This window comes from Shewanella sp. KCT (genome assembly GCF_007636505.1).
Classification (GTDB): Bacteria; Pseudomonadota; Gammaproteobacteria; order Enterobacterales; family Shewanellaceae; genus Shewanella; species Shewanella halotolerans.
This window is the reverse complement of record NZ_LVDJ01000011.1, coordinates 22,070-32,867: the sequence shown is the minus strand read 5'-3', so window position 1 is coordinate 32,867 and position 10,798 is coordinate 22,070. Positions and strand designations below refer to the sequence as shown.

17 protein-coding genes are annotated in these 10,798 nt (G+C 53.2%); all 17 read right to left on the bottom strand.

Features of this window, described 5'->3' with window-relative positions; all coding sequences use genetic code 11:
* Positions 1–246: 246 nt before the first annotated feature.
* On the bottom strand, positions 247–618 hold the full coding sequence (locus AYI87_RS15445) for a DUF3168 domain-containing protein (RefSeq protein ID WP_144203597.1): 372 nt from the start codon (positions 616–618) through the stop codon (positions 247–249).
* Positions 615–1,142 carry an HK97-gp10 family putative phage morphogenesis protein gene (locus AYI87_RS15440; protein ID WP_186300646.1) on the bottom strand — a complete coding sequence of 176 codons (528 nt, stop codon included), beginning with the start codon at positions 1,140–1,142 and terminating at the stop codon, positions 615–617. The genes AYI87_RS15445 and AYI87_RS15440 overlap by 4 nt, the downstream gene beginning before the upstream one ends.
* A gap of 5 nt (positions 1,143–1,147) precedes the next feature.
* Positions 1,148–1,336 carry a hypothetical protein gene (locus tag AYI87_RS15435; RefSeq protein ID WP_144203593.1) on the bottom strand — a complete coding sequence of 63 codons (189 nt, stop codon included), beginning with the start codon at positions 1,334–1,336 and terminating at the stop codon, positions 1,148–1,150.
* 9 nt (positions 1,337–1,345) lie between these two features.
* Positions 1,346–1,669, bottom strand: a complete 324-nt coding sequence (locus tag AYI87_RS15430; RefSeq protein ID WP_144203591.1) for a phage head closure protein — start codon at positions 1,667–1,669, stop codon at positions 1,346–1,348.
* Between the two features lie 2 nt (positions 1,670–1,671).
* Positions 1,672–2,034: a head-tail connector protein gene (locus AYI87_RS15425; RefSeq protein ID WP_144203589.1), complete on the bottom strand. Its 363-nt coding sequence runs from the start codon at positions 2,032–2,034 to the stop codon at positions 1,672–1,674.
* A 2-nt stretch (positions 2,035–2,036) separates the two neighbouring features.
* Positions 2,037–2,225, bottom strand: coding sequence for a hypothetical protein (locus AYI87_RS15420; protein ID WP_144203587.1), 189 nt, complete (start codon positions 2,223–2,225; stop codon positions 2,037–2,039).
* 119 nt (positions 2,226–2,344) lie between these two features.
* The gene (locus AYI87_RS15415) at positions 2,345–3,616 is read right to left on the bottom strand and encodes a phage major capsid protein (RefSeq protein WP_144203585.1); all 1,272 of its coding nucleotides are present in this window, start codon (positions 3,614–3,616) and stop codon (positions 2,345–2,347) included.
* Between the two features lie 73 nt (positions 3,617–3,689).
* A complete protein-coding gene (locus AYI87_RS15410; protein ID WP_144203583.1) occupies positions 3,690–4,676 on the bottom strand; it encodes a S49 family peptidase in 987 nt (328 codons plus the stop codon).
* Positions 4,664–5,926, bottom strand: coding sequence for a phage portal protein (locus AYI87_RS15405; RefSeq protein WP_144203581.1), 1,263 nt, complete (start codon positions 5,924–5,926; stop codon positions 4,664–4,666). Before AYI87_RS15405 ends, AYI87_RS15410 begins: the two co-directional genes overlap by 13 nt.
* 175 nt (positions 5,927–6,101) lie before the next feature.
* Positions 6,102–7,844, bottom strand: coding sequence for a terminase large subunit (locus tag AYI87_RS15395; RefSeq protein WP_186300645.1), 1,743 nt, complete (start codon positions 7,842–7,844; stop codon positions 6,102–6,104).
* Positions 7,801–8,304 carry a phage terminase small subunit P27 family gene (locus AYI87_RS15390; protein ID WP_144203576.1) on the bottom strand — a complete coding sequence of 168 codons (504 nt, stop codon included), beginning with the start codon at positions 8,302–8,304 and terminating at the stop codon, positions 7,801–7,803. The genes AYI87_RS15395 and AYI87_RS15390 overlap by 44 nt, the downstream gene beginning before the upstream one ends.
* Positions 8,304–8,633, bottom strand: a complete 330-nt coding sequence (locus AYI87_RS15385) for an HNH endonuclease (protein WP_144203574.1) — start codon at positions 8,631–8,633, stop codon at positions 8,304–8,306. Before AYI87_RS15385 ends, AYI87_RS15390 begins: the two co-directional genes overlap by 1 nt.
* The gene (locus AYI87_RS15380; protein ID WP_144203572.1) at positions 8,630–8,851 is read right to left on the bottom strand and encodes a hypothetical protein; all 222 of its coding nucleotides are present in this window, start codon (positions 8,849–8,851) and stop codon (positions 8,630–8,632) included. The genes AYI87_RS15385 and AYI87_RS15380 overlap by 4 nt, the downstream gene beginning before the upstream one ends.
* Positions 8,844–9,107, bottom strand: coding sequence for an HP1 family phage holin (locus tag AYI87_RS15375; protein WP_144203570.1), 264 nt, complete (start codon positions 9,105–9,107; stop codon positions 8,844–8,846). The genes AYI87_RS15380 and AYI87_RS15375 overlap by 8 nt, the downstream gene beginning before the upstream one ends.
* A 146-nt stretch (positions 9,108–9,253) precedes the next feature.
* A complete protein-coding gene (locus AYI87_RS15370) occupies positions 9,254–9,757 on the bottom strand; it encodes a hypothetical protein (RefSeq protein WP_144203568.1) in 504 nt (167 codons plus the stop codon).
* A 133-nt stretch (positions 9,758–9,890) separates the two neighbouring features.
* Positions 9,891–10,406 carry a glycoside hydrolase family protein gene (locus AYI87_RS15365; RefSeq protein WP_144203566.1) on the bottom strand — a complete coding sequence of 172 codons (516 nt, stop codon included), beginning with the start codon at positions 10,404–10,406 and terminating at the stop codon, positions 9,891–9,893.
* 2 nt (positions 10,407–10,408) lie between these two features.
* Positions 10,409–10,762, bottom strand: coding sequence for a hypothetical protein (locus AYI87_RS15360; RefSeq protein ID WP_144203564.1), 354 nt, complete (start codon positions 10,760–10,762; stop codon positions 10,409–10,411).
* Positions 10,763–10,798: the final 36 nt, after the last annotated feature.

Below are 10,798 nucleotides of genomic sequence, written 5' to 3'. Positions count from 1 at the left end.
CGTAAGCAGCTTGATAGGGAGTTAACTGATCTGCGGTTAAAATTCAACTGCCAAGCCAAGCGCCCCGAGGAGCTACAGGCTGAATTAGCAAGGGCAAGGCAATTACTTTGACTAATGAATGGCGTTTATCACCGCGGCGGCGCCAAATAGCACCGCCGCGATGATTGCTGCCATAGCGAACATTTTGCCTACGGTTCCTGCATCTTGAGGGTTCATTTCCCGACTACCTAACGTCTGTGGTTTGAGTTATTCGGCGGTCACTATCCAGCCTAAGTCAAAGCTGTAGTAATAGTCGTCGGTCTCTTTGTCGCGGCCATTGCTGTTATAAGAGAGCACATATGCCTCAGATGCCGTTGCGCTAATAATCGCTTTTGCCGCCATCAGGGCTTGCGCTTCGGTCTCGCCATATACGTCAACCTGAGTTGAATAGCTATCTGTATGCGCATTGTCGGCAAGTTGGTTGTAAGGGCTGCCGCTGATGATCTGCCAGGTTGCATAGGGCCGTGTTGTTCCTTGTGGCGCCTGGCCGAAAGGGTACACTCTGGTTGGGATTTCACCTAAGATTGCTTTAACGTCACTGTCTGCCTGGCACAAGGTAAAGAGGGGGACAGGATTCATTTCAGTGCTTTCCCAATTTGATTATTGAGCTCTGCGACTATGGTGTCGAGTAGCTGACTGGTTTGATTGTCAAATGCTGGCCGCAAAAACGGCCGCGCCGCAGCATGTTTAGTGCCAAGTTCCAAGAATCGCCAGTAAAAGGTGTTGCCGCCCGGGTTGTCGCTACTACCCAGCGTTGGGTACATCATGCCGACTCGATTTTTCTGGCGGTTAAGCTTGCTGTTGGCATAAGAGATAGCACCACCGAGTACACCTATACTGATCCCCACTGACGATTCGTCAACACCGCCACGCTGTCTGAGCTTTTTGGCACTCATCATTCGGATCGCAATATTTTCATGGATCTTGTTGGTGGTGTCAGCGCGATCATATTGCGTGACCTTGCTGACCGCCGCCTCTTTGACAAGCTGGGCCGCTTGACGAAGTGCATTTGCCGTAGCGCGCTTTGCCACCTTGTCACCAAGCTGATTGAGTTGCTCGCGGATCTCTTTGCCGCCAGCAAAATCAACAGAGAAGTTGTTCACTGTGACTATGCCTTAGCTTTTACTGCAGGCTTCTCGGCCTTGACCTCTTCAACTAAGCCCTTGGACTGCAAGTGCTCAAAGCGCTTCTTGCTGATCTGGTATGGCTTGTCGCGTGGGGTGTGGGTTTTCTTGGTTTCGCCGTCGGTGTATGCCGATTTGCATTTCACGGTTACCAGCGCGTTAGTCGTTGCCATGATGGCTCCTTATATGTCTTGAGAGATGGGTAAAGTAAGCTCTTTGCGGCCTGAATCTCGATCAGGCAGAAAAGCGATGATCTTGTAGGTGCGGCCGCGCCACACCAGACGATATTCACCTTCGGAAATGTCCCGGTAGCGAATGGTAAATTGACCGATGATCTGGCTTTGCGAGGCGTTGGCGGCGATGAAGTCTTTAGCGGACAGCTTGCTAAATGATCCCCGGGTGTTGAACGCCTCTGGCCAGTCGACTATTTCGGCGCCGGCACTGGATTGCCCGGTGACAGTGCGCTTTTGTACCTGGATACGATGGCGGTATTTTCCGGCGTTCATGGCTAACCTATAGCGTGACTGCGATAGTCGAAAATGAGCGCCTCAAATGCCTGCGGAACCTGTTTAAGGTCCTCTTTCGATACGGACTCACGGTTATCAAACCAGTGGCCGACCAAGAGCGCGGCAGCCAGTACCAGATCGGCCGACTCGCTAACAAGCAATGGGTTAGCCGGTGGCTCAGGCATAGCGTCAAGCGTGGCTTGGTCTGCGACGAAGGTGGCCGCGTTACCGGCATCATCTCGCAGTCGCCTAGCGATGTAGGCCTCGGCGGCAGCTGATAACTGCTGCAGGTAGGTGTCAAACTCCGTTTCGTCCTGCAGCAGGTTAACCTGCTCACGCGCCTGTTCTAGGCTCAGTAGCGACATGATTACTTCTTAGGCTCTTCTTTCGCCGGGGCGTAAGGCTTAGCGACTTTGAGCTTTTCAATAAGGCGCTTGGCCTCGTCTGGCTTAAAGCCTGCCACTTCGCCTTTGTTGTAACGGGTCCAGTGCTTGGTGAACTCAACTGGGGTGAGTTTGTCAGCTGTTTTAGCTGCGGGTTTAGTTTCATTGGCCATGGTGTTCTCCTGGCGTTAGATAAAAAAGAGAAAGCCGCTCAACCTGCCCAGGGAATGGAGCGGCTTTCTTGCTCATCAATAGCGTGAGCTAAGGGTGCAACTTTTGCTTGCTAGGTGGCTTACCAGGTAACGCCGGTACCCAATACCAAGCCTTCTGGATGGCGGCTGGCAAAGTCGTGCTCGGTCACGATTCGGATCAGCGATTGGTTCTTGCTGAACGCGCTTTGCAGATCGCCGTTGCCGTCCTTATAGGTGGCCTCAGTTGAGAAGTCGATGCGGTAGATACCGTCCTCGGCGATCACTGCATCATTGAAGTCGGCGAAGTAGATCTCTGACTCGTTGGTGCCCGCGCCCAAGTTGGCCGGAATGCCGTTGGTGTGCGCGATGGGGTAGCCCTTCAACACGCCCTGGGCCATCTCTGGGTAGACCTTGTTGCCGTTACCGTCACGCAGGCCAAACAGTTTCATGAAGGTGCGTGGCGACATACCCCAGCCACAGCTGATCATCATGCTGTTTGCTGTCATCAGTTTGAGGATCAGACTGTCGAGGTAGGCATCGATGGTCGCCAGATCTGCGGAGCCAGACCATGCCACAGTGCGGCCAGCGTCCGTGGCCAGCTTCTTGATACCAGTTGGGGTATTGCTGGCGCCGTCACCACGCAGGAAGGCCTGATCTTCACGTACACCGATAGCGTTAAGGCTGTCGGTAAGCACCATCTGCTCAACGTTAAATCCTGCGCGCCCAATCAGCTGGTTAGAAATTGGCACCAGGGTGATCAGGGTTTTGGCCGACAGTTGAATGTCGTCGGTGGTCGCCTCTGACGCTGTCGCGTCGGTACCCTCGCCGGTATAGCTGGCTGTCGCGCCACCGGTTTGACGCGGCAGGCTCATGTTGCCGTTAGGCAGTGGCACAGTGCGCGCGCCGAGCTTACGCACTACGGTGCGGTCACGCAGCAGTTCGATCACTTCATCGGCGGTGTTTTGCGGGATCAGGGCGCCGCCAGAACCGGCTGAGGTTTCGATGGCCATCGCCAGGTCGCTATCACCGATAGTGTCTGACGCGAAGCGGGCGGCACCTTCAAGGTTACCCTTTGATGCTGCAATGGCCATGGCGGTACGGGCGAAGTTAGCACCTTTGTACTGCTTGGCTTCTTTGTGAACCTTGATGCCTGGTGCGCCTTCAATCGGCTTGGCGTGCTGGGCGTTCATACGCTCGGCGGCCTCTTGGCGGTTGATCTGCTGGCTAAGCTGTTCGAATTGCGTCGATAGCGCCTCGAATTGTGTTAGCTCATCTGCTGAAAGCTCGGCATCTGCGCCAGCTTCTTTGGCTGCCAGTGCTTGGATCTGCGCGTTGATCTCGGCACGTTTGCGGCGTAGTTCTTCGATAGTCATAGGTGTTGCTCCTGTTTTGATAACAAAAAAGGCAGCCAATGGCTGCCTCTGTTAGGTTTACTCCGCCGCGTGGCTAGAGCTGAGTTGCAATATCCATGGCCCTGGCACGAGCGCTAAGGCCGGTGGACGAACGACTTTTGTTCGCCGCTTGCAAATAGGGTTGTGCGATGCTGCTGATCGCAGATATGGGGTCGGCGAGTTCATCCGCGAAACCACCCTTGATGGCTTCACTGGCCGACATCAGCCCGGCCTGGGTGTCGATCACCGCTTGCTTGTCTATGCCACGATACTCGGCCACTGAGCTGACAAACATCTCGTAGGCCTCATCGAGGCGCTTATTGATGACTGCGACGGATTGCTCGCTAATGGGTTCGTGCGGGCTGCAGTCGTTTTTATGGTCGCCGCGATAGAAGGTGGAGAATTTGAGGCCGACCTCTTCTTCCCACTTACTGACTTCCATGTGCTCGATGATGACCCCGATAGAGCCAAGGCCTGAGGTTGGCGAGACTATGATTCTGCTACAGGCCGACGCTAAGAAGTAACCGGCAGAGTACGCGGCATAATTAACGATGGCGGTGATCGGCTTGATGGCTTTAGCCTGATGGATGAAATCGGCCAGCTCTTTACAGCCTACAGCCATGCCGCCGCCGGTGTTGAAGTCGATCACAATCTCTTTTACCGCGTCATAATCGAGCGCACGCTGAATATTATTGCGAATAAGCTCATAGCTAGTGAGCTCGGTACATTGAGCGGTGATATGGCCACGGCGCGCCATAAGTAAGCCATGGACTGGGACTATAGCAAGGTTGTCTTTGGCGACGGTATACATGCCGTCGCCATTACAGGGTTGCTGGCGGCGTGGCTCGTAATCATCGTCTTCCATGGCCAACACTTGGCCCTGATCATGGAGCGATTTAATCTCGTTGGGCGCGACGACAACGTTAATGCCCTGCATGCGAGGAATGAGCACAGACTTAACGGCGTCGACCGCCAGGCGGGTGGCAAACAGCGGGGTGTCGAACACCATGCTGGCGATGTGTGGATAGTTTATCTGTGACATAAAATTGCCTCGATTTCCTTCATTTGTTCAGGGGTGGCTTGCAGAGCGTTTTGCATCTGCGCCGAGTCGACCATGTTTAACGGTGTGAGGTAACGGTCACCGCCGGTGATTGGCGGCATGTTCTCGAGGCGACGAATATCGTTAACCGATAACCAGCCCCATTGACGGCCAATAGCGTAAGACTCATAGCGCGACTTCTGGTCACCACGCAGCAGGCCTTGCACATTAAATTCGATGTAGTATTCACCGCGCTCTGATGGCACCAACAAGTCGCGGGTTTGCGCGGCTTCGATGCGCTTAAGCCACGGCAGCAAGGTATAGATGACAAAGCCGAGTGACATTGACTCGATACCGGATCCCCAGGATGAGGTTTTGTCATTATGCTGGACCATGTGCAGCGGTATCTTGTAGAGGCGGCAGATCTCCTCGACACCCAGGCGGCGCGACTCAAGCAGCTGCGCCTTTTCGTTGTCCATAGACAACTGCTTGTAGGTCATGCCGTCCTGCAGCATGGCGACCGAGAAGGCATTACGCAGGCCGCTGTGGCGCTCTTTCCATTTATTGAGAATGGCGTCGACTTTATCTTGTGAGTCGATCGCTGCAACGTCTTTTGGTCGCTCGATGACACCGCTTGGCATGGCACCGTTGGCAAACATGGTTGAGGCGTGCTCTTCGGTGGCCAGTGCCAGGCCGAGCACATCAATGTTAGTCTGAATGGGTGATACGCCGAGATAGCCGTCGAAACTAAAGGCCTTAATGTGGTGCATTAGCCGCATTGGCAGTATTTCACCAGTGCCCTTTAGCTCGTAGTAAGGCAGGCCATCAGGCCCTTTCAGGACGGTTACCTTGTCTGGGTGGACGGGGATCAGCTCTTTGATATAGCCGTCGCTATCAAACTCTTTTAGCGCGAAATGGTTACCACGGATCCCCAAACACCCCATGCCCTGCTCGTAATACTCGAAACTGGTGTCTTTGGCGTTGGGCTGGTTGTGAATGATGTTGTATAGCGGGTGGTCTGTTGCCCGCTCGCGCCCTTCACCTTTGCGGCGGTATAACTCACACGGCAGCTGCGCGACAGACTCAGCCAACAGGGTGACACAGGCCCGGGTAGCACTTAGCGCCATGGCTTTCTCTGGTGTGACGATCACCCCTGATTTAGCACTGCCGCCGGAGATAGCGCTAACCCAGCGCGTCCAATCTGAACTTGTGCCATTGCTTAGGCCTATGGAGAACATTTGCGGAATAAACATTAATCACCCTTTTGGGTTGGCGCCGCATTAGCAAACGCAATGGAACGTGTTACCAGGAAAGACCACAGCAAACACAACAAACCCGCGGTAATGAACCCAACTGATGGCAATAGGAGCCAGGCGCCGTATGACAGTAAAGCGGCTCCGATCAGGCCGACAATGAAGCAAATGGTGTTTAGCATAAGACGTCCGTAGTGTTGTAAACCGATTCTGTTTGGCCGCTGTCTTCATCTTCTGCCGTGCCTATGGCCATGGCGGCAGCGACCACGCCGTCGATACGGCCGGTTGATTTTTTCTTCTGGAAAATGCGGTTGTCTTTTGGATCCGCCTCGAGCACAGCGCTGGCCGCGTTCCAGCGCAGTACAGGGTTGTGCTTAATTTCTAGATCGCCACTTTCGATGAGCTCTTCGAACAACTCGATTGAGTGCGGCATCCACAGGTTTGACTCTGCGGCCTTGTAGTAGCCTTGCCCATGGGAGATGAGCTCGACGGTCGCGCCTTCGTTTTCTAGCTCATCGAGCAGATACGGTATGCGGTAGCGGTCAAAGCCTATGCCGCGAATATCAAACATCATGGCGAGCTCCGCTAGGCGCGCCGCAACAAAGTTGTATTTGATTGCCGTACCTGGGGTGGTATGCAGATGCCCTTCATTGACCCATTGACGATAAGGCACGTTATCTGTGCGCTCTCTGTCGGCCAAGGTATCATTTGGAGTCCAGAACTCGGCGAACAGGCGCTTAGGCTTTGGGAAATAAAGCACGAGGGCGGTTAAGTCTCGCGTGCCTGACAAGTCGAGGCCACCGAAGCATTCTTCGCCGATCAGCTCTTCTATCTCAAAGTCACTTTCACATTTGAGCCAGGTATCGGCTGCGAGCCAGGGCGATGCTGACTCGACCCACTGACAGAAGTTAAGACGCCTGACGATGGCCTCTTTTGCTGGCATACCTTTGGCCTGGGTAACCTGCTCGCGAAGGTATTTTTCGCTGAAGGTATGACCCAGTGATGGGTTGGCCTTGGGCCAGCAACTTTCGTCATTTAGCGGGTCGTCACCTTCATCGAGCGAGCAGATAAACGCAAAGAAGCTATCGTCCTGTTTGGTGCCAGCACAGATGGCTTTACCGTACTCGTGGTAGCTGTAGCACACGCTGGTGCGGTCGTGCCCCGAGTTGGTGATCATGAAGATCAGCGCCTGGCGCCGGCCTTTAGTGCCCGCGCGCATCATTTCAACCGTGTTATTGGTTTTGTGCTCGTGAATTTCGTCGATCAGCGCCATGTGAGGCCGCGGGCCTGACTGGGCGTTGTCTGAGCTTATTGGCCTAAAGAAAGCGCCTTTTTGCTCGTAGGCGAGGTTCCACGTTTTTAACCCGGTACCTGAGCGAGTGAGTCGCTTATTTAGCTCTGGCGACTGGTCGACCATGGCAACCGCATCCCGAAAGAGGATCATTGCCTGGTCTTTTTTAGTCGCCGCCGAATAGATTTCGGCGCGCGCCTCTTGGTCAGCAACTAGGCCATATAGCCCTATGCCAGCTGATAGCGGCGATTTGCCAGAGCCTTTGCCGCTTTCGACATAGGCCATGCGAAAACGGCGATAGCCGTCATCTGACTTCCAGCCAAACAAGCTACCGACAATAAAGGCTTGCCAGTCGAGCAGTTCAAACGGCTTTCCCTCAAACTCACCACCGTTAAGCTTGAGTACCTTGGGGAAGAAGTTAACCGCCTTTTGCGCCGCGGCGACATCCCAATAAATTCCGCGTTCGTGGCCGTTTTCAAGATCGGCTAAGTGGCGCTTACAGGCATTGCGGATATCTGGCCCGGCAAGAATGTCGCCAGATACGACGGCTTTGGCGTAGCGGGTAGCTCTATCAGCGTCTTTGCTAGCCGAAGTATTCGTCGAGTGCGTCTTTTTTCTGCTTGCCATTATTGCCGTTGCTTATTTGAATTTTTGTGCGGGCCGCCGGCGTTAACCCAAACTCAACCAGGTAGGACTTGAAGCGCCTGTCTGCGTCGGCCAACATGCCAACTGCAGGGTTTGGCTTAATGAGGTATTGCTCCATGGCGCCAGGCCCTGGCACATCGTCCATTGGCCTTATGCTTTCGTAGGTCCTGCCGTTCTTTGCGATATCCTTTTGCAGTTCGATGATCTCGGCGTAGATGTCACAAAGGCGCTCGAGCGCCAAGGCATCGGCCAGGGTGAGCACGCCCATATCGCTCAAGAGTTTACACAGGCGTTTCCAGACCGCTTTAGCTCGTGGCGGTAAGTGCGACGGCATGCGCGGAATATCTGATGACGGCTTTGGTTCGTTTTCGTTCAGAGGGCGCTTGCCAGCGTTGCCGGTGACCAACTTTAGTTCTGTCGGCTTAGGTCTTCTCCCTGCCATTAATGCTCACCTCGATGCCATGGGTGGTTGGCATCGAGCGGCATTCCGGTTTCATCGGCGCCGGGCTTCAAGCCTCGGTTTTCGATGCGCTTCTTATGGCTGTCATGGTGAAATTTGCAGAGTGACTGCCAGTTGGTTTTATCCCAAAAGAGTTTTTGATCACCTTGATGCGGGATGATGTGATCGACAATGGTAGCCGCTACGGCTTTGCCTTGTTCCTGGCAAAAAACACATAGCGGATGCTTTTGCAAAAATGTGGCTCGCGCCTTGCGCCAGCGGTTGTTATAACCACGTTCTGACGAAGTGCGCTTATCATCGCGCCAACTCAACGTGGTGCGCCATCCATGTAAGTTTCAGCAACTTGTGGTTCATCACCATTCTGCTGAACTAGCTCATCAAGCATTTCGCCCATGACGCTCGCCATGTTGGCAATGGCAGCCGTTAGGTTGCTGACTTGCTGTGCTTGGTCGGCAACTGTTTTCTGCTGCGCCTCGATAGTTTTCTGTTGGGCCTCGATGGCCTGTAATAGCGCTTCTGGATCAAGCATTTTTCTTGTCCACGATATCTGGCGAGGCAGCATCTTGAAGCGCAGCCATTCTTGCCAGGTGATATTCTCTGTCCATCCGAATACCACTTCGATAGCGACGGTATTGGATTAGAGTTAAAACGATGGTTGAGATGATGCCAAGCATCAGCGCGATGTTATTCAGCGAGAAAAAACCGCCCAATGCTGTTGATATAGATGCAATGTACCCGGTTGCTGTCACTGATTTATCCATAGCTGCTGTCTTGATATGGTCCATAATTAAGCCCTCAAGTACCGGGCTGGTTTGCCTTGTGCTGTTCTATCCAACGATGCAATGCCGCCCAATCGACATTGCATTGCTGAAGCTCTCTGATCAGCAAGAGGGAGAATTCAAGGTGATCAGAATTTGTGTTGCCCGAGAACTCAGGGATCCGGCAGCGGGAGATTAACTCTGCTGGCGGCATCACATAAACTGTCTGCTTGGTTGTCACTGTTCGCACAATAGGAGGCTCGCTTGAGCATCCTGATAAAATCATCAGGAAGATGAGCACCAGCAAAATGTTGAGTTTGGCTATCTGCATGACTTATCACTCTCGCCAGAATGGCTTTATCTACTTGCTTGGCTGATTCGATCTGCTTGCGTTTATTTTCGCGGTCAGACAACAACGACGCGGTAAGTTGCACTTCCCTGTGCAAACGCTCAACCTCTTTTTCACTGCTGCGAAGATCAGCAGTTATTAAATCTAAATCTGACTGTAAAGTGGCTTTTTGCCCCCTTAACTGATCAGCATTTTTAAGGGCCTCTTCTAGATCGGCGCTGGTGAAATAGAGCTTCAACCCGATGCTGGCAAACGCAGCAGCGACAAGGAGTAGCGCTACGATAATCAAGCGCGCTTTAATCGACGCGAACAGTGGTTCAGCAATCAAAACAACCCCCAAAAAAAAGTATTCATTTCGCGGTTGTGCGAATTAAGTAGCCAGCACGGTCAATTAGGCGCGAGGGTGTAGAGTTTTGACCTCCCCTTCCCCTTGCGCAGAACCAACACGCAAGTCATTGATTTTATTGCAGACCAGCATCTATGCACCGCTGGTGGCGCTCTTTTGCTCTGGTCCACACGCCCATGCATCGCCTGTTGCCAGGCGTGGAGCAATCGAACCCATCAACTTTTCGGTACTCTGGCAGCAGTAACGCCTCACATGCTTGACGATATTCTTGGTTGATGATGTGTTGACGCATAGGTGAAGCACGCCAGCGTCCAATACCGTATTGATAAGTCCAGTCGATATACAGGTCGTATTCGGCTTGATTTAGCACCGCGCCTGGAAGGCTGTCGCGAAAGCGCTGCTCATCTTTCGATATGTGGGCCTTAGCCGTTTTGAGTGCATTAATTGGCGTGATTTTCTCGCCTAACTCCACGGGGGAGCCGTCGGCGTGATAGGTAGAGCCAAATCCTACCGTTGGGCGATCACCTTTGACAGGAACCGTTGCAGACGGAGAGAACCCCTCAGAGATAACCAACGCAATAAACGCCGCAGCTGATAAGCTGAGGCCTGCGATACCTGTGCGGCGACTCACTGTTACACCTCGCTCGGCTGAGCAACTGCGCGAACCAAAGCCATGATACCAGTCTGGATATCTGTCTTGCCGATAGATGCCCACCGCATTGGTTCTGCGTCTTTGAACCGTCGGTACTCATGGCACTCGTCTGTAGCTCCTGTATGTTCGGTATATGGAACGCCATTGAATTCTGAACCAGATATGGAACGCCGCGCTTCAGCAAGCTTAACTTCCTCTTCAGTATCAAGCCTGCCAACTAGTTCGGCCTGAAGAGAGAGCAGTTCTCTACCCTTCTCCTTGATACGATTCATCAAGTCGACTTCTTCTTGAGACAACTCTCGATAACCCGAAATCTTACGATGCTGGTTTTCCATGGAAACTCCAAACAAAAAAGCCCCGGCGAATGCCAG